Source organism: Caballeronia sp. LZ003, assembly GCF_031451465.1.
In the GTDB taxonomy this organism is placed as follows: Bacteria; Pseudomonadota; Gammaproteobacteria; order Burkholderiales; family Burkholderiaceae; genus Caballeronia.
In genome coordinates, this window is the sequence record NZ_JARUXJ010000003.1 from 1 (window position 1) to 19,364 (window position 19,364).

The 19,364-nt window shown below is 60.3% G+C and carries 13 protein-coding genes and 1 pseudogene; 9 read left to right on the plus strand and 5 right to left on the minus strand.

Annotated elements, in window-relative coordinates; all coding sequences use genetic code 11:
- Together QCE79_RS18055 and QCE79_RS18060 are read right to left on the minus strand one after the other, a co-directional pair.
- A pseudogene (locus QCE79_RS18055) lies at positions 1 to 2,392 on the minus strand (hypothetical protein); the annotation flags it as partial.
- Between the two features lie 273 nt (positions 2,393 to 2,665).
- Entirely contained in the window at positions 2,666 to 4,009 is a 1,344-nt protein-coding gene (locus QCE79_RS18060) for an Nramp family divalent metal transporter (protein WP_244829879.1), read from the minus strand.
- Between the two features lie 694 nt (positions 4,010 to 4,703).
- Between QCE79_RS18060 and QCE79_RS18065 the strand changes: the two genes are divergently transcribed.
- From QCE79_RS18065 to rpoD, 5 genes are all read left to right on the plus strand, one after another.
- Entirely contained in the window at positions 4,704 to 6,197 is a 1,494-nt protein-coding gene (locus tag QCE79_RS18065) for a phage integrase family protein (RefSeq protein ID WP_309848243.1), read from the plus strand.
- Positions 6,198 to 6,352: 155 nt separating this feature from the next.
- Positions 6,353 to 7,531 (plus strand): AAA family ATPase, encoded by a 1,179-nt coding sequence (locus tag QCE79_RS18070; protein WP_309848244.1) that lies wholly within the window; start codon positions 6,353 to 6,355, stop codon positions 7,529 to 7,531.
- Positions 7,532 to 8,503, plus strand: coding sequence for a ParB/RepB/Spo0J family partition protein (locus tag QCE79_RS18075; RefSeq protein WP_309846605.1), 972 nt, complete (start codon positions 7,532 to 7,534; stop codon positions 8,501 to 8,503).
- 316 nt (positions 8,504 to 8,819) lie between these two features.
- Positions 8,820 to 10,166: a replication protein O gene (locus tag QCE79_RS18080; protein WP_309846609.1), complete on the plus strand. Its 1,347-nt coding sequence runs from the start codon at positions 8,820 to 8,822 to the stop codon at positions 10,164 to 10,166.
- 229 nt (positions 10,167 to 10,395) lie between these two features.
- Positions 10,396 to 12,399 carry an RNA polymerase sigma factor RpoD gene (gene rpoD, locus QCE79_RS18085; RefSeq protein ID WP_250510867.1) on the plus strand — a complete coding sequence of 668 codons (2,004 nt, stop codon included), beginning with the start codon at positions 10,396 to 10,398 and terminating at the stop codon, positions 12,397 to 12,399.
- A gap of 75 nt (positions 12,400 to 12,474) precedes the next feature.
- On the opposite strand, the gene QCE79_RS18090 is transcribed toward rpoD, so the two are convergent.
- Positions 12,475 to 12,828, minus strand: a complete 354-nt coding sequence (locus tag QCE79_RS18090) for a hypothetical protein (protein WP_309846612.1) — start codon at positions 12,826 to 12,828, stop codon at positions 12,475 to 12,477.
- Between the two features lie 292 nt (positions 12,829 to 13,120).
- A complete protein-coding gene (locus tag QCE79_RS18095; protein WP_309846614.1) occupies positions 13,121 to 13,825 on the minus strand; it encodes a glutathione S-transferase N-terminal domain-containing protein in 705 nt (234 codons plus the stop codon).
- Between the two features lie 401 nt (positions 13,826 to 14,226).
- Between QCE79_RS18095 and QCE79_RS18100 the strand changes: the two genes are divergently transcribed.
- Together QCE79_RS18100 and QCE79_RS18105 are read left to right on the plus strand one after the other, a co-directional pair.
- Positions 14,227 to 14,724 (plus strand): hypothetical protein, encoded by a 498-nt coding sequence (locus tag QCE79_RS18100; protein ID WP_250494383.1) that lies wholly within the window; start codon positions 14,227 to 14,229, stop codon positions 14,722 to 14,724.
- 122 nt (positions 14,725 to 14,846) lie between these two features.
- The gene (locus QCE79_RS18105; protein ID WP_244829871.1) at positions 14,847 to 15,614 is read left to right on the plus strand and encodes an SDR family oxidoreductase; all 768 of its coding nucleotides are present in this window, start codon (positions 14,847 to 14,849) and stop codon (positions 15,612 to 15,614) included.
- An 18-nt stretch (positions 15,615 to 15,632) separates the two neighbouring features.
- Here QCE79_RS18105 and QCE79_RS18110 read toward each other — a convergent pair whose 3' ends face one another.
- Positions 15,633 to 15,863 carry a hypothetical protein gene (locus QCE79_RS18110; RefSeq protein WP_244829870.1) on the minus strand — a complete coding sequence of 77 codons (231 nt, stop codon included), beginning with the start codon at positions 15,861 to 15,863 and terminating at the stop codon, positions 15,633 to 15,635.
- A gap of 198 nt (positions 15,864 to 16,061) precedes the next feature.
- On the opposite strand from QCE79_RS18110, the gene QCE79_RS18115 reads away from it, so the two are divergent.
- Together QCE79_RS18115 and QCE79_RS18120 are read left to right on the plus strand one after the other, a co-directional pair.
- Positions 16,062 to 18,065, plus strand: a complete 2,004-nt coding sequence (locus tag QCE79_RS18115) for a sigma-54-dependent Fis family transcriptional regulator (RefSeq protein WP_309846621.1) — start codon at positions 16,062 to 16,064, stop codon at positions 18,063 to 18,065.
- A 226-nt stretch (positions 18,066 to 18,291) separates the two neighbouring features.
- Positions 18,292 to 19,356: an NAD(+)/NADH kinase gene (locus QCE79_RS18120; RefSeq protein WP_309846623.1), complete on the plus strand. Its 1,065-nt coding sequence runs from the start codon at positions 18,292 to 18,294 to the stop codon at positions 19,354 to 19,356.
- The last annotated feature ends 8 nt before the right edge of the window (positions 19,357 to 19,364 follow it).

Below are 19,364 nucleotides of genomic sequence, written 5' to 3' on the forward strand. Positions count from 1 at the left end.
TCGGTGTCGGTGTCGGTGTCGGTGTCGGTGTCGGTGTCGGTGTCGGTGTCGGTGTCGGTGTCGGTGTCGGTGTCGGTGTCGGTGTCGGTGTCGGTGTCGGTGTCGTGGGCGTAACCGGAGCCGGAGGCACGCTCGACCGCAGATACCAGTTGTCAGCCGTTCCGTCACTGACACCGCCCTTGAACAGGTAATACTGGAAAGCGCCCGCCGCTACCGGATGCGCCAACGTGAACGCGCCCGCCGATGTCGTCGCGCCGTTGGTTGCCTGCACGACCTGGATCCCGTCGTTCGCCGTGAGCCCGCCAGCGCCGCCGACGTTAGTTACGCCAATCGAAGTCGTCCCGGCGCCCACGCCTTGCGCAATCACGAGTCTGTCGCTCGGCGCGCCGTCCGCGCCTACGACGCTCTGCACCAGCAGCCGGCCGTTGTTGCCCGTGTAGTTGCCATTCACGACGAACGCATCGCTCATACTCGGCCCGCCGTTCGTCAGGTCGATCGTTCCCGCGTTGTTCAGCGTAACGAGTTGTCCGGCGACGGCGGGCTGGATCGCCACGCGCCCGATCCCGCCCGCCAAAATCGTGCTCGTCGCATCGAGATCGAGTAATCCGGCGCCGGTCGTGGTATCGCCGAGCGTCAGGCCGTTTGCATCGAACGTGAGTTGCGTTGCATTCGATGCAGTAATCGTCTCCCAACCGACGAAGCGGTTCAGCCCGCTCACTTGCGAATTGTCGAATGTCAAAGCGTCGATGCCCGCGCCGCCGTCGATGCGCGTCGTCGCGGCGAATGTCGCATCGGTCAGATTGCGAATCGTGGCAGTGTCGTTGCCCGCGCCGAGCGACACCGGCCCGCTGATCGCGCCGCCGCTCCAGGCGAGCGTGTCCGCTCCGCTTGTCGTCGTCACGCCCTGACCGATCGTGCCGCCCGTGATGGTCAGCTTGTTCGTGCCGCTGCCGAGATCGACCCGTCCGCCAATCGTCCCGCCCGAAAGCGAGAAAGTGTCGTCGTTCTGGGCGGCGGTGACGTTGCCATCGATTTGTCCGCCGGACATCGTGAAGACGTTGTTGCCGATGTTCAGGTCCGCTGTGCCGATGCGCCCGCCCGTGATTTGCGCAACATCGCCATTCGCGAACACGCCGACGATGCGTCCTCCGGACATCGTGAGCGTGTCGCGTCCATCGCCTTGATCGAGCGAATCGACCTGGCCCGCCGTCATCGTGAAGGCGTCGATGCCATCGCCCTGGCGAACCTGTCCCGTGACCGTTCCGCCATTCATGTTGAACGTGTCGCTTCCGGTATCGGTGCGCACGGCAACGCCCGCGCTTCCGGCAATCACGCCCGTATTGCTGATCGACACGTTGATGCGCCCGTTCGCCACGACGGCCTCACCGGTGTCGCCGCGAATCGTCCCGGAGTTGCTGATCGTCTCGGCTCCGTTGGCAATCGTCACGCCGGTCGCGCCTTGAATCGAGCCGGCGTTGTCGAGCGTGCCGCCGCCGTTCGCTGCGATCCCGCTTGCCTGCTGACTCACGATGCTCGCGCCCGCCGCATTCACGAAGGACACGCGCCCGGTGACGGAGGCGCCCGTTCCGCCAGCGCCGCGCGCGGTGATCGAGCCGGTGATGGTGATTGCGCCTGGCGAGGCATCGAGCGAAGCGATGCCATGCGCGCCATCGCCCGACACGTCGATCGCGCCATTGTTCGTGATGACGTTGCCGCCCGCACTGGCGTTGACAAAGACGCCGTGCGCCAATGCACCGGTCGTCGTGATCGTGCCGTTGTTCACGAGGGAATCGCCATGCGTCACGGCGGCCATGCCGTACGAGTTCGCGCCGCTCGTCGCGACGCCTCCGTCATTGATCAGCGTGCCGCTGCCCGAACTTTGAGAGTCGATCATCGCTGCGGCGTTCGCACCGTTCGTGCGGATGACGCCCGTCGATTCGTTGTGGATCGTGACCGCGGCAGCGGAGTTGAAGATGCCCGCTGCGCCCGAGCCGGCGGTAAAGACGGCGCCGCGGTTCAGCAGCGTATTGCGTCCAGCGCCAATGCCTTGACTGGTCATGGCATTGGCGCCGCCAGCGTTGATCAGCAGCGTGCCGCTGTTGCTTGCGAGGCTCGTGTCGCGGATGAGGATGCCGCTGTTGCTACCGACATCGAGTTCGGCGCCGGGCAACACTTCGATCGTCACGTTGACGCTGCCTGAAACCGCCATGACCGGCGAGGTCGAGGGATTGGGCACGCGGGTATCGCACGTAGCCGTCTCGCCGGATTGCGGTGCGTTGTTATCACATGCGCCCAGAGCCGGCAGCGCGCGCGAAAGACAAAAGACACCGAACGCGAGCGATAACCCTCGAACGAGCGGCGTCAGGTGAACAGCGGGCCTCAAGCAGTTCATGTTTTTTCCGACGCCCCGACTGTTTCGTTTTTCCTGGCGTGGATGCGGAGAGTTGCACGCACGCCAACGACCGACTCACCTGCTACCACGGTGCAAAGGTCAGGTTAGTGCACGGGTTTCATTTAAGCAAAGCATGCTGAAGAATCTATCGCGTCGGCGTTTTCAGGGACTTCGTCTTTGATAGATGGTCGTTGGAAGGCTTTGTGCCATCACTCCGTCCTTAAGCCATTTCGACTACTCGGCCGTTCTATCTATATAGAGGACGTGGCGCGTTCAAACGAAGAAGGTATCGACGAGCAGTTTCACGTTGAGCACGACGATCACCGCCGCAACCAGCCACGCCAGCGCGGCGGTCCAGCGCGAAACGACGAAGACACCCAATTTGCGTCGGTCCGAAACGAATCGGACGAGCGGGATGACGGCAAAAGGCAATTGCATCGACAGGATCACCTGACTCAGGACGAGCAGATGCGTCGTGCCCTTCTCTCCATACAGCGCGGTAACGACAATGACCGGCACGATAGCAAGACCTCGCGTGATGAGCCGTCGCGCCCAGTTCGGAATGCGCAGTCGCAGAAAACCTTCCATGACGATTTGGCCGGCGAGCGTCGCGGTGACGGTCGAGTTCAGGCCCGACGCGAGCAGCGCGACCGCGAACAAGGTCGATGCAATGCCGAAACCCAAAAGCGGCGACAAAAGCCGGAACGCTTCCTCGATCTCGACGACTTCGAAATGGCCCTTCGCGTGGAACACGGCGGCGGCCACGATCAGGATCGCCGCGTTGACGAAGAGCGCGAGGGTCAGCGCGATCGTGCTGTCGATGGTCGCGAAACGGATCGCCTCGCGGCGGGCGGGAATCGAATCGCCGAACGCGCGCGTCTGCACCACCGAAGAATGCAGATACAGGTTGTGCGGCATGACCGTCGCGCCGAGGATGCCAATGGCCACGTACAGCATTTCGCGATTCGTCACGATTTCCGTCGATGGCACGAAGCCGCGCATGACCTCGCCCCAAGGTGGCGCGGCTGCGGCGATCTGCAAGGCAAAGCAGCCTGCTATCACGACGAGCAACACGATGACGAACGCTTCGAGCAGGCGAAAACCCTTGTTGATCAGGAAGAGCAGCAGGAAAGCATCGAGCGCGGTGACGAGCGCGCCGGCGATCAACGGAATACCGAACAGCAACTTCAGCGCGATGGCCGTGCCGATGACTTCGGCCAGGTCGCACGCGATGATCGCCGCCTCGCAGGCGAGCCAAAGTGCGAGATTCACCGGTTTCGAATAATGATCGCGGCACGCCTGCGCCAGATCGCGGCCGGTCGCCACGCCGAGGCGCACGGCAAGCGATTGCAGAAGAATCGCCATCAGATTGGAAAGAAGGATGACGGCGAGCAGTGTATAGCCGAAGCGCGATCCCCCCGCGATGTCCGTCGCCCAGTTGCCCGGATCCATATAGCCGACGGAGATCATGTAGCCCGGCCCGGCAAAAGCGAGAAAGCGCCTGAACCACCATCCGCCCACCGGCACGCGCACCGACGCGAAGACCTCCGGAAGACTCGGGCGGGGAGCGTCGTCCTCTCCCGATTGCTTCAACTCGGGGCGTCTGGGTTCGCGCATCGGCACGTCTCTCCTGAAAGTCCGATATGAACGTGCTGGAAATATGCGCTTTGCGAATTGAACATTCAAGCTGACGGTACACTCGACGCTGGTCTTCGAATCGCACAGTCTGATAAATCTACTTATCAGACTGTGCGACTTTCCTTGTCAAATTCGAAGCTGGTTGATAACCTTCCCGCAAATTGTTGAATACAAAGGGAAATCAAGCAGGATGGCAACAGCTAACCCGGCGAGTATAACCAATCCGGCTGCGGACACGCCCCGCTTTTCGCCCACGCGCCGCCTGACTCGCCAACACTTTGCGCTGTATCGCGGCTATTTAGATGGCGTCTCCGAGGCGAAACTTCACGCGTCTTATGGCGATGCCGGTACGGATGTCCGTACCACGCGTCGGCTTATCGTCACGTTGCGCGACACGCTTTCCGTGCTGGCCCGACGCGCGCACGACACCGACGCCGCTTACCTTTTACGGTTGCGGCCGGGCAGTATCCCGCTTTTCGAGCCGCCACAAACGCAGGACACGCCATCGCTCGATGAATACCGTGAGCGGATCGACCCCGACGGCGTCTATAGCGAAGCCGAATTACTAGCGCTCTACGAGGAAGAATATCCGCCCGGAGCCACACCGGCGCTGGATCGGCGGGCTTCTCGCAATCTCCGGCTGCGACGGCGGCAGACCGACGCGCTATCGCGAATGGAGGCAAGTCTCGCGCAAGAGCCACGGCAGGATCATCCACTGGATGGCTGGTTCGAACCGGCTGTGACCGCGCGGCTCGCAGCGGCTGGGCTTTCTACCGTCGGCGATGTCGTTTCGCTAATCGAAACCCGGCGCCAGCGCTGGTACACGGTGGTTCCGCGACTCGGGCCGAAAGGCGCGCAGCGAATCGTGGACTGGTTGCAGCTTCACGCGCACGCGCTTCGTCATACTTTTTCACCGTTGGCTCTCGTGCCGCGGCGCGATTGGCCGAGTGACGCATTGGCACGAGGTTCGGAATGGACTGGGTCGCGGGACGAGACGCTTCGGATTGTCCCGCTCGAAGCGCTGCGAGTTCCTGCGGCGCTCGATGGATCGAAGGGGACGAATCGGCGGCCGTCAGAATTTGGCACGGATCTGCAGGCAATCCACGCGTGGCTCGCCGCGCGAACGGCCAGCGCGCACACGCAAAGGGCTTATCGCCGGGAAGCAGAACGGTTGCTGCTCTGGGCCTTGGTGGAAAAACACAAGCCGATGTCGTCTTTAGACGAGGCCGACTGGAACGAGTACATCACGGCTTTTTTACCGAATCCGCAGCCTTCCGCGCGCTGGGTGGCAAAAGGTCGCGTCGATCGATGCCTTTCGAGCTGGCGGCCTTTTGCCGGGCCACTTTCTGATCGAAGCCGGGAATCCGCGCGCGCAATTTTAAGCGCGATGGGCGCGTGGCTAGAGGCGCAGGGGTATCTGGCGACAAACCCGTTTATTGGACAGACGCGTGTGGCCGAGCCGCCGGTCTTCGACGCCGTGGACCGCTCACTCGATACGGATCAGTGGCAGATTGTGCTGCAGTCGGTATCGCGCGATGTCTATGGTTTCGCCGAGCATCGTGACCGCCTGGCGCTGCTTTTGGCGTATGCCACCGGCATGCGTCGGGGAGAACTAGCCGCAGCGACCACGGACGCGCTGTCGGTCGGACGGCTTTCCGGCGTTGCCGGTCCGATCTGGCGAGTAAGCGTCGCGCGTCAGCGCGGCGAACCAAGAACTGTGTTTTTGCCGCCGGCCGTTGCGGAAGCGCTGATTGAAAATCTGGCGCTTCGCGGTTTGTCTGATCCCTTGGCCTGTCCAGAAGGCACGCCAATTCTCGCGCAGATTCGCGGCGGCAGTGCGCTTGGGCCGGATGGCATCGGCAAACTGTTCAAGCGGGTGTTCGCAAATGCGGCCGCTCTCGCCGACGGTCATGTTCCCGGCTCCGGGAAGCGCCTCGCACAGGCCAGCACTCATTGGATTCGACACACGCACTCCGTTCATGCGCTCGTACACGGCGCAGCGTTACCGGAGGTTAGCGCTAACTTGGGTCATTCGAAACTTTCGACGACGAAGGTTTACCTGGAAAATCAGGATTCGTCCAAACTACTAGGCGTCGAACGATTGATTCGGAGGGCAACATTCGCCGCTCAAGGGCCCTTGTCGACTGATTCGCTGCCCGTCAAGTAAACGTCGTGTTGTAAAAACGCCCGATTTCGGGATAAAACAACTTCAGAGTTTACTTGAGGTTTACCGGTTGGCCGTTTATTCTTCGGTTTGCAGCATGTTTTCCACAAACCGAAGAATCTATAGCCTACTCAGGCCCGCCAGTGACCGCGAATTCAATGCTAAGCGCTCGGCTTCCCGAAGTCGATCAATCCGTCTCAATCGAGACGCTCTTGGGAGTGGCCGCCCAAGCCACTGACATTCTTAATCAGATCCGCGACGCAATGCTGGAGCCGTATCCCCGCAAAAGCGCGCCGACTTTCACGAGTGCTCAGGTGGCCTCGCTTTGCGGAGTCGATAAGCAGCGGTTTCAGTACCTCACGACCAAGGGTGAACTTCCCGCTGGAACGTCGAAAGGCGCCGGCCGGAGCAAGGAGTTCACGCTTGAAGAAACGTTGACGTGGATTCGGGCGACCAAGGAGCGAGCGCGAAGACCCGAGGGTAAACGCGGACGTATCGTTACTGTCGCGAACTTCAAAGGTGGTGTTGCGAAAACCACCACTGCAGTATCCGCCGCCCAAGCGCTCACTTTGCTCGGGCGGCGCGTGCTGGTAATCGATTGCGACCCGCAAGGCACGACTACGCAGCTTTGCGGCTGGGCACCGGATGCGGAGATCTCCGACGATCAGACGCTTCTTCCACTTATATACGGCGATCAGCAAACGCTGCACTACGCGGTGCAGGAAACCTATTGGCACAACCTGGATCTCGTCCCGGCGTCATCGTCCTTGTTTGACGCCGAGTTCGAGATTCCGGCCAAGGTTCTCAACGACAGCACGTTCGAGTTTTGGGAGATTTTGCGCAAAGGCCTGTTGCCGCTGACGGCGGAGTATGACGCCGTTGTCATCGACACGCCGCCTGCGCTTAGTTACCTCACGATCAACGCCCTGCTCGCCTCCGACGCAATCTTGCTGCCCTGCCCGCCCGAAGCACTCGACTTTGCGAGCTCTACACAATTCTGGCATCTGTTCGCGGACATCGCGAAGAAACTGCCCGGCGTGCTCGAACAGAAGCGCTTCGACTTCGTCAATGTGATTCTGACCAAGGCAAAGTCCGACGATGTGTCGCGCGTCGTGCGCGGCTGGCTTCAGAAAGCTTATGGCGATCGCGTCCTTCCGTTTGAGATTCCCGAGTCGACGGTACCGAAGGGCGCTTCTGCTCAGCTGTCCACGGTCTATGACTTGTCGAAGCCCGACGGAAGCACTGCCGCGTACAACCGGTTCAAAGAGCCGCTCGATCGGCTCGCCGAACATCTCGACGCGCAGTTCGTCCGCGCCTGGAATCAATCGGAGGCTTAAATGGGTATCGGCGACAGACTGCTGGCAAAGACCGCAAACATTGGAACCAAGCCGGCCGAGCCAAATCAGCCGCGTGTCACGAGCACGGAGGCGCGGACGTCACCCGGAAGGTTGATGGACGCGCAGCATCGCATCAACACGGCGCAGGCGCGTATCAAGGAATTGGAAACGCAACTCGAAGAGCGGGCCGCTTTGGAAGTACCGCTCGACGCGCTGATCGAGGTTAGCGGGCGTCGGCGGAAGCTGACCAGCGAACAGTTCCAGGAATTGAAGAGCAACCTTTCCCAGCACGCTCTAGCGACGCCAATTTTGGTGCGCACGCTGACCGATGGGCGTTATGAGATCGTGGCCGGTCACAATCGTGTGGCCGCATATCGCGAGCTTGGTCGCAACACTATCCGCGCTAACGTGGCGTCGATCGAAGAAGGTGAAATTGAATTTGCGGCGTTCTTCTCGAACCTGCTTTCACCTTCTCTGACCGACTTCGAGAAGTATTGGAATTTCAAACGCCTGCAGGAGCTGAGCGGGCTTTCGCGCACCGAAATTTCGGAGAGCGCGGGACTTAGCAAAAGCCACGTTACCCGCATTTTTTCGTTCGACGCTCTGCCAGAGGCTGCGAAAGCGGCGCTTGCGGAAAAGCCGGAAAGACTCGGCAGCAATGCTGCGCAAAAGCTCGCCGCTTTAACTGAGGCAGGCAAAGCGGAAAAAGTCGTTGAAGCAATTCGCCGATTGATTGATGACGAAAATTTTACGCAAGACAAAGCAGTGGCGCTGGCGGCGGAGAAGCCTAAGGCGATCGCACCTAGTACTACTGTCGTTCGTGCGGGACGGAGAAAGGTCTGCGAGGTCTCAACGAGGAACGGCGTAGTCGGAGTTCGATTCTTCGAGAACGACGCAGGTGACGCCGAGCAATGGGGGCAACGAATTGCAGATTTCATCAACAAGACGTTGACCGAAACCGAAAGAAGCTGAGGCTCTACTAGATTTTATTTTTAAATCAACGAGTTACTTGTAGCTCAGATGGCGCCAACCGATGAGCCTACTAGAAACTCGTTAATAATCAATCACTTGAAAAATATAAACGCGAGGCAACGATGTAAGTAATTTGCGTTAGAAAGACAAAAGCCTTCGGCGCCAACCGAAGGCTTTTGAATTCGGGCTCAACTGCTGCTCGCCCGGTCCGCTTCCCGACGCCAATCGGGTCACGAAGTACACAGATCGAAGTTTAGCGGATCGCGATCGGCAGTCAAGCGTTTGTCCTCCATTTCCAAAAATGGATGTACTTGACATGCATATCGCGCAACTTTCCGTTGCAGGCGAGGACTTTTCTCGCCTCGAAAAACACGAACCATCCGAGAACTTTGCGGACCAACAAGCGCTCGATGATTACGCTTGCGATCGGTCCAATCTTCCCTGGGTCATCTTTCGAGCCGCTCACCGAGCGAATCATCTCGCCGCACTGCCTGCCCGCGCTCGAGCCTTACTCGCCGCTCTGGCTCGCACTGTCGACGCACGTCGTCCCTACGCGGCAATCTTCGCTCGCCGTGAATTGCTAACCGGCCGCGCAATGCAGTCCATGCGTACGTTCTATCGAAGCCTTGAGGATTTGGAGAAGGAGGCCTTAATTACACGTCCTCCGCAGACTCGCTACGGCGCCGCTGGGCTGTTCGGACGTGCCTACCTACATCTCACACCAAAGGTCGTTACCCTTCTAGGTCTTGTTGAGTCAGGTAGCGATACGACAACTAATGCTCAAAATCCAAACGAACGGAAATCAAACCGCGAGCAACCTTCTTCTTTGGTTTCGCCGTCTGCCACCGTGGCAGACGGCGCTATATATAAGGATCTATACCCTACTAGTCAAAAGAGACAACCAGGAAAGCTCCCCGCGGACCTCGAACGCCTGCGCGGTCTGGGCTTTCGTCATTTCCTGATCTTCCGGCTCATGCGCGAAGCGTCCGAACACGCCAAGCGTCTGTCCGATGTGGTCGAAGCCTCCTGGAAACACCTCCAACGGGCGAAGCATCCGATCAGCTATCTTCGGGCACTCCTTCGTGCCCCCGTCGACTTTACTTACCGCGTGCGGACCATTCACGAAGGAAACGTTGAGAAGAAAACTCGAATCGCTCGCGACATCGAACTGCAAAGAGCTTCTGCCGAACTTGCCGGTCAATCTTTTGTGAGCCATGACGGAGCAAGAACATTCCTCGTTTCTGAGGACGCAAAATCCGTCACCACGCATCATCGCAACGAGCGACACCCCCGCACTAGGGCAGGCGCCTGGGCGACCGACTTCCTCGCGGCCATCAAAGCCGGGAAGATCGTTCCGCACAGATCTGATGCGCCGCCAGCGCAAGGTTCGCGCTCTAAATCTCAAATCGATGACACGCATGACCTAAAGACGTCGACTTGCTCGCACGCGGCGCAGTCGCGCTTGAAAGCGCTGAAGTTGCTCATACTTGCTAAACAGGCCGGAGGGCCAAATGGACTGCCAAGAGCGTTGAACAGTGCGTCCGTCATCGAAAAGGCGAGCATCGAACAAGTGCCAGCGCATACGCGAATCTCGAGTCTTGTCGCCGACACTGGCTATGTTAGGGCCCAAGCTGGCATATTGAAAAAACAGCCCACATCGTAACGAATGCTGATATAGTCTAAGGTTGCGCCCGCTAGGGCGAATGGAAGGTGCAGTACGTCGAACTAGACGGGACTGTGCATTTTGCTCGAAGCGATTTTCAGCCACCCGTCCATATAGAGTCAGCAGTCTCGGCAGCGAAAAGCGTGCGCCGAATGCCTACCAAAGTCAGCGAGCCTTTTCGCTCGCGCACGGACCTGTCATCGTCGAGCAAACCTGTCGAGGAGAAAGTATGGCAAGTTTTGATCGGGAAGATTCGGAGCTGGATATTGTCGCGCCGGCGCGCAGGTCCGCGGGTCGACGGGCAGGGAAGGGTAAGGGCCAGACCGGCACGATGCAGCCCGATGTCCCCACGACGGCGGAGCAGGAAGAGGAGCGTCAGCGCCAAATGCGCGCGCTCATTCAGTTGGGCAAGGAGCGGGGGTATTTGACCCACGCCGAAATCAATGACCACTTGCCGGACAACTTCGCGCAAACGGCGGCGATGGAAACCATTGTCAGCACGTTCAACGACATGGGCGTCGCGGTGTATGAGCAAGCGCCCGATGCTGAAACGCTGCTCTTGAGCGATAACGCGCCTGCTGTCGTCGCCGATGAACAGTCGGAAGAAGAAGCCGAGAACGCGCTGCAAACCGTCGATTCCGAGTTCGGCCGCACGACGGACCCCGTTCGCATGTATATGCGTGAAATGGGCGCAACCGAACTGTTGACGCGCGCTGGCGAAATCGCCATTGCGAAGCGCATTGAAGATGGCTTGCATGAAATGATTCAGGCCATCGCTGCGTGCCCGTCCACGGTCGCCACCATTCTGGCGGACGCGGCTCAGGTCGAATCGGGCGAGATCAAGATCGACGAACTCGTCGACGGTCTGAAGGAAGACGATACGGTAGAAGAAGATATTTCGGCATCCGATACATCGGACACGTCCGAGATTGATACGGACACCGAAGAATCCGGCGACGATGAAGATTCCGAAGACGACCTCGAAGGCGGCGATTCCGCTGCATCGAATGAAGCGCGTTTGAAGCAACTCAAAGCGGATTGCCTGGAAGTTTTCGCGCGCGTGAGCGACCTTGCCGAGCAAGCAAGCAGTCCGAAGAGTTCAGGCGCCGCGGCTTCGAAGGCCGTCGAACGGGCACGCGCGGAGATTCAACGCGAGCTCGGTTCCATTCGCTTCACGGCGAAGACCATCGACCGTTTGTGCGCGGACGTCCAGCAGCAGGTTGCGCAAGTTCGCGAGATCGAGCGTCGCGTGCTGCAAATCGCGGTAGATCGTTGCGGCATGCCGCGCGACAAGTTCGTCGAATCGTTCCCGGGCAACGAGACCGATCTCGAATGGACGGCGCGCACGGCGGCGGCTTCGCGTCAATACGGCGCGTCGCTCGAGCGCAGTTTGCCGGCCATTCAGGCTGAACAGCAAAAGCTCATCGACATCGAAGCGCGTGTTGCATTGCCGCTCAAGCAGCTCAAGCAGATCAATCGTCAGATGACGGCTGCCGAGTTGAAAATGCGTCAGGCTAAGCGTGAAATGATCGAGGCAAATCTGCGTCTCGTGATTTCGATTGCGAAGAAGTACGTCAACCGCGGCATGCAGTTTCTCGACTTGATTCAGGAAGGCAATATCGGCTTGATGAAGGCAGTGGACAAGTTCGAATATCGTCGTGGCTGGAAGTTTTCGACGTACGCAACCTGGTGGGTTCGTCAGGCTGTGACGCGTTCGCTTGCCGATCAGGCGCGCACGATTCGCGTGCCGGTTCACATGATCGAAACGATCAACAAGCTGAACCGCATTTCGCGTGAAATCCTGCAGCAGACGGGACAGGAAGCGCATCCGTCGGTGCTCGCGGAACGCATGGAAATGCCGGAAGAGAAGATTCGCGGCATCCTGAAGATTGCGAAGCAACCTGTGTCGCTCGAAACGCCGGTCGGTGAAGATGCCGACGCGACGCTCGGTGACATGATCGAGGACCAAGGCGCGGCATCGCCGGCGGATGCGGCCGTGCACGCGAATATGCGCGCCGCAATCGACGATGCGCTCAATGCGCTTTCGCCGCGTGAAGCGAAAGTTCTGCGCATGCGCTTTGGTATCGATACGGCGTCCGACTACACGCTCGAAGAATTGGGCAAGCAGTTCGATGTGACGCGCGAGCGTATTCGCCAGATTGAAAGCAAGGCAATGCGCAAGCTCATGCATCCGAGCCGCGCGGACAAGCTGCGTCCTTTCTTGGATCGCTGATCGTTTTAAGGGCTGTTGAGGCATCGAAACGCGCCGCCAGTTTTGGCGGCGCGTTTTTTTTCGTCCGCGATTTTCTCAACCGTGCGATGTGCCTTTCGGCGCCGACGTCGATGAACACGTCTGCAACGCGTCGATTGCCTTATGCGCAAGGTTGAGCGTTTCCTCACACGCATGAGTGTTGGCGAATATCGAGCAGCCGCCGCCCGCATCGATTTTTGATACCGCTTTGCGCACCCGATCCAGCGCAAGTTGCGGCGACCCGGTGTCCTTGATGATGCCAGCCAGATCGAACGCGCTGCCGGCGCCGGTTTCGACGTAACCCGGACACTGCGTTTCCGCATGAGCGACCACGCAAATCAACGCAAGCACGGCAACGGCGAATCGGCGGCCGGGCCGCGTCGCGGTTTGGGAACAGAAAATAACATTCATGGGTTGCCGGCTCCCGAAACGGTCGCATTGAAAAGGCGCGCTTCGCTTTTTATCCACATCCGCACTGGACAAGCTTGTGGATAACCTGAGCAACGTCGGTGCAAACTGTTGATGCAAAACGCTTTTAACCCGACGTCTGATTTTCGCGCGATGCCCCACATTGTGGACCTGTCCCAGCGAACGCGTCTAACGTGTCAAAAAGCTGCGACTGGCACGCGCGTTCGCCCTTAACCGTTTCCGCACGATTTCGGCAATATCGTCAGCGACGGTTGATCAAGCAAAAATCCAACGATCACACGCGCTTCGGAATCTCTAGTCCACGTTGAACCGCCGGGCGCGCGAGGAACACATCGAGCACGCGCTTTACGTTCGCGAAATCGTCGAAACCGACGAGATCGCGCGCTTCATAAAATCCGACTAGATTGCGAATCCACGGGAACGTCGCGATATCGGCGATGCTGTAATCATTCCCCGAAATCCAGTCGCGGCCGGCGAGGTGTTTGTCGAGGACTGCGAGCAGGCGTTTCGCTTCGGCGACGTAGCGATCGCGCGGACGCTTGTCCTCGTATTCCTTGCCGGCAAATTTATTGAAGAATCCGACCTGGCCGAACATCGGGCCGACACCGCCCATCTGGAACATCAGCCATTGAATGGCTTCGTAGCGTTGCGCCGGGTCTGCCGGAACGAATTGGCCGCTTTTATCGGCGAGATAAATCAGAATCGCCCCGGATTCGAAAAGCGGCAGCGGTTGACCGTTCGGACCGTTCGGATCGATGATCGCGGGAATCTTATTGTTCGGATTCAACGACAGGAATTCGGGCGACATTTGATCGTTGGTATCGAATCGCACGAGATGCGGCTCGTAAGGCAGCCCTGTCTCTTCCAGCATGATCGACACCTTCACGCCATTGGGCGTCGGTAGCGAGTAAAGCTGAATGCGTTCGGGGTGTTGTGCTGGCCACTTCTGGGTGATCGGAAAATCAACTAAAGAAGTCATGCTGGTTCCAGAAGAAAAGAATTGCTCAATATAGCCGATGGTAATCAACAGCTCGCATCATTAGCGGGCCTGGGCGCTTGCAATTACTTCTATCCAAAGGTCCCGTTGTTTCGCCGACGCGCACTCGGGCCGACTGTCGTTGCACATGCAACTTTGTCGTCCAAACCCAAACACATCGGGTATCGAAGCAATTCAATCGCGCTTACAAAACCGCACGAATCAACTACACGCGCAATTGTAAAAACCACAGCGAAGACAAGCAGTTAGCGCACACCACCGTCACGACTCACCGCCCAGGCAACCGCAAACAAAGACGAACTAAAAAATTGGCTTGCTTATTGCGTTACACAAAACGTAGTCCATGTCGTGTCGATCAACTCAACCGTTGAATTGCTGCTGCCATGAAAACCGTCCCTTTCGCGACGCTTACCGTCCTTGCCGCTCTCGCCGGCGCGCTGATACCCGGCCTCTCGACTGCCCGTCCGCTCGAAAGCCAGCTCGACTGCCAATCCAGCGCGCATCGCTTCATCGCACCACTGCGCGACGACCGCTCGATCGACGCCGCGCCGATGCGCGTCGAAGCCAACTCGGTCAACGCGTTCAAGCCGACTCAAGGCAGCGAACTCACGGCCTACGGGTTTCGCGTATATGCCGTGCTCGGCTACGAACAGGGCGATGCCATGTTCAAGCAGGGCAACGGCCGTCCGATCAACGACTCGGCTTACGGCGTCGTCGTGCTCGGCGCGAAAGATACGGTCGAGGATCGCGTGCGCGAGTCCGGTAGCAACGCAATCGTCCATGAAGTCGTGCCGATGATGATGACCGTCGTCTTCTGCGATGGCAGCAACATGCGCAACACCGCGCGCACGGTGGCGACGGAAGCATCGAGTAATCGTTGAAACGTCTTTGAAAGCGCTCGCTGAAAAGCGCCGCGCTTGTCTCCGCATTCGTCGATAATGTTCTTCCAATCGCGTGATGCACTCACAAGGGTGCGCGCGCACCACAACAGGAGAACGCCGACATGTCCGACGCAGTGAATCAGCAGAAGCGCATTGCCATCGTCACCGGAGCAGGGAGCGGCATCGGCCGTGCGGCGGCGCTTGCTCTACTCGGCGACGGCTGGTCGGTCGTGCTCGCGGGCCGACGCGCGGCGCCGCTCGAAGCGGTCATCGGCGAAGCCGACGCAAGCGAACGCGCGCTTGCCGTTCCGACGGACGTCTCCGATCCGCAATCGGTCGAAAAGCTCTTTGCGGCGGCAGTCGAGCGCTTCGGACGCGTCGATTTGCTGTTCAACAACGCGGGCGTGAGCAATCCGCCGGGACCGTTCGAGGAATGGACGCCCGAGCAATGGCAAGGCGTGGTGAACGTCAATCTGAACGGCATGTTCTATTGCCTGCAACAGGCGTTCCGGACGATGCGCGCACAAACACCGCGAGGCGGCCGCATCATCAACAACGGTTCCATTTCGGCGAGCGCGCCGCGTCCGAATTCGGCCGCCTATACGGCGACCAAGCACGCGGTCGGCGGACTGACGAAATCCGCATCGCTCGATGGCCGCAAGTACGACATCGCGGTCGGTCAAGTGGACGTCGGCAACGCACTGACGGATCTGTCCGAGCGCATGTCGCGCGGCGTGCCGCAGGCGAACGGCGAGACCGCCATCGAACCGATGATGGACGTGAAGATCGTCGGCCAGTCGGTGCTTTACATGGCGAATCTGCCGCTCGAAGCCAACGTACTGTTCCATACCGTGATGGCGACCAAGATGCCGTTCGTCGGTCGCGGCTGATTCAGTCGAACGCGCCTTTCATGTGGTGCGATACCAGACGCGAATGCCCGAGTACCAATGGCTGACGCTGGTATCGTCGCCCGCGCCGAACGTCGAGAGGCTCTCGACGTTCAGTACATCCACACCGTTTTCCTCGATCCACCGGTTCGCGCGCTCGACCAGCGTCGCACCGTTCTCATACACGTTGCCTTTGATCAGGTGATGCTGCACGACTTGCCGCTCGAAGTCTTCGTAGGCGATTTTTGCCATCGCTCGTCTCCTGTTTTTCCACGTTGATTGCTGCGGCGCAACCAGTGCGCCGCATGACGCGTCCTGCCGATTCGAGCATCATATGGCCTGAACGACGCCGCGCGCGGAGCGGTTTACCCGCGGTCGCACGACCGTGCGCGAGCGACAAAAGACGCCAGCCAACGAGCGTCCGGGCACGAGACACCCAGGAGAGCACGCATGGACATGCGGCAACGCGAGCACATCGAGGCAGTCGTCGCGGCGACGACGCGCGCGCAGATTCTGGCCCCTGCGCGCACGCAAGAAAGCATCATTCAGACTTCATGGCGTCGTTGCGTTCATCAATACGGGCTCGATCCGTCGCGCATGCAGGAAGCGCGCATCCTGACGCAGACGCGCTTGCGCGAGCATCAGCAACGGATCGACGATTTCGCACGCATCGCTCGACATGGACTGGAAACACTTTACGAGCAGGTCGCGGGGATGGGTTACGTCGTGCTGCTGACGGACGCGCTCGGCGTGACGGTCGATTACATTGGCGACGCCAACACCGATACGGCCTTGCGTCGCGCCGGGCTTTATCTCGGCGCGGAATGGAGCGAGGACGGCGCGGGCACGTGTGCGGTCGGCACTGCGCTCGCGACGGGGCAGGCGCTGACCGTGCATCAGATCGATCACTTCGACGCCACGCATATTCCGCTGACTTGCACGGCCGCGCCGCTCTTCGATTCGCGCGGCGCGCTCACCGCGATCCTCGACATCTCCGCGCTGACTTCACCGCAAGCGCGCGACAGCCAGAACCTCGCGCTGCAACTCGTGCGCATCTACGTGCGGCATATTGAGAACGCGATTTTTCTGCGCACGCATCGGCAGGACTGGATTCTCAAGCTCAACACATCGCCCGAATTCGTCGATGTCGATCCTGAATATCTGATCGCGCTCGATGAGGGCGGGCGCATCGTCGGACATAACCGGCGCGCGCACGAAATGCTGGCGGCCGAGATCGGGAAGCCTATCGCGCCGGGAGAAACGGCGGCGTCGCTTATCGGCATGCGTTTCGATGCGCTCTTCGAAGCGCGTCTGGAAGATTTGAGCCGTTTTGTCTATTCGCGGCCGAGCGAACTGCGCGCGCTGCCGCTTGCGCGCAGCGGCGCACTGCTTTATCTGAGCGTGATGCCGCCCGCGCCATGTTTCGCGCCATCGACGCAAGAAAAATCCGCAAGTGCGCCCGGCATTCCCGCGCCGCTGGCCGCCCTCGGCGGCGGCGATGCCGCGCTTGCGCGGCAACTCGAACGCGCCGCCAAACTCGTCGATTCGCCGATCAATCTGCTCGTGAACGGCGAAACCGGCAGCGGCAAGGAATTCTTCGCGAAGGCGCTGCATCGCGCGAGTGCGCGGCGCGCGGGTCCATTCGTCGCGGTGAACTGCGCGGCGATACCGGAGACGCTCATCGAAAGCGAATTGTTCGGGCATCTGCCGAACAGTTTTTCCGGCGCGGGTCCAAAAGCAAAGCGCGGCCTGATTCAGGAAGCCGATGGCGGCACGCTTTTCCTCGATGAAATCGGCGACATGCCGCGTGAGTTGCAATCCCGTCTCTTGCGCGTGCTGGCTGAAGGCGAAGTTTTGGCGATAGGCGCGTCGCGTCCGGTTTCCGTGGATGTGCGCGTGATTTCCGCGACGCATCATTCGCTCGACGCGCTGATGCAGGACGGCCGCTTTCGCGAAGACCTGTACTACCGTCTGAACGGCGCGCGCTTCGCGTTGCCGCCGCTGCGCGAACGATCCGATCTCGACTGGCTGATCCGCAAGTTCCTCGATGCCGATACCGCGCATGGTCCCGTCGCGTTGTCGCCGGCGGCGCGGGTTTGTTTGCATCGGCATGAGTGGCCGGGAAATTTGCGCGAGCTCAACAACGTGCTGCGCTACGCGCGAGCGGTGTGCGCGGATGGCGTGATCGAGGTCGACGATCTTCCGGATGGATTCGTCGAATCGACCGCGCACGACGCCGCGCCGCAACCGCCGCATGCACATGTGGCCGACGAAGCGTTCGATACACATCGCCTGCCGCCCGAGGGCATGTTGCTGATGCAGTATCTGCGCGCGGCGAGCTGGAACCTGAGCGCCGTGGCGCGGCAGATCGGCGTGAGCCGCATGACGCTGTATCGGCGCATGGCGCGCTATGGCATTCGTTCGCCGAATCAGCGTGACGCGGGCGGACGTTGAGCATCCGCATTTCGCGATACACCTGTACTCCATGAGACACCTGCCGCTGTGACACCTGTCACGGCGGCACGCGTGCAACGTGCCCTTCCTCTCGTAAAACACCCGTTATTTCCGGGTAATCCCTCGCTATTCCAATTGGCATAGCGCTTGCCTTTACTCGCCTCACAACCATTCCAACGCCCGACGAAGCGTCTTTCTTTCGGCCAGGGCCAACGGAGACACCAGTATGCGTGACAGCGTCGAGCCGCTCGTCGGCATCATCGCCAATCCGGTTTCGGCGCGCGACATCCGGCGCGTGATCGCCAACGCGAACAGCCTGCAACTCGCGGATCGCGTGAATATCGTGCTGCGGCTCTTGTCGTCGCTTGCGGCGTGCGGCGTCGAGCGCGTCCTGATGATGCCGGATCGCGAAGGGCTCAAGGTCATGCTCGCACGTCATCTCGCGCGCAAGCACGGGCACGACGCGGATCTCGCGAGCGTCGAATTCCTCGATATGCCCGTGACCGCGCGGGTCGACGACACCTTTCGCGCGGCGCGCATGATGCAGGACGCGGGCGCGGCGGCGCTCATCGTGCTGGGCGGCGACGGCACGCATCGCGCGGTGGTGCGCGAGTGCGGCGCGGTGCCGCTCGCGGGTTTATCGACGGGCACGAACAACGCCTACCCGGAAATGCGCGAGCCGACCATCTCCGGGCTCGCCACGGGTCTTTACGCCACCGGCCGCATTCCGACTGCGCAGGCGCTCATGTCGAACAAGCGCCTCGACATCGACATACGCGATCAGAACGGCGCCGTGCGCCATGACATCGCGCTCGTCGATGCCGTCATCTCGCACGAAAAATTCGTCGGCGCACGCGCGCTCTGGAAGATCGACACGCTCGCGGCCGTCTACGTGTCTTATGCCGATCCGCAGGCCATCGGCATGTCGGCCATCGCGGGCTTGCTCGAACCAATCGGCCGTCACGAGCCGGGCGGCCTCGCCGTCGAATTGGCCGCATCCGGCAAGGGCGAATTCGAACTTTGCGCGCCCATTGCGCCGGGCTTGATGGAGCGCGTGCCGATCGCAAGCTGGCAGCGCCTGGCCGATGGCGTGCCGCAACGCGTCAAGCAGCGCGCGGGCATCGTCGCGCTGGACGGCGAGCGCGAGCTTGCTTTCGGCCCCGGCGACGAAGTGACCATCACCTTGCGTGAGAACGCGTTTCGCAGCATCGATGTCGCCGCGTGCATGCGCTATGCCGCGCGCGCCGGACTCATGCGCTTATCCGGCAACACTGCCAGCACCGTCGTTTAACCCGATCG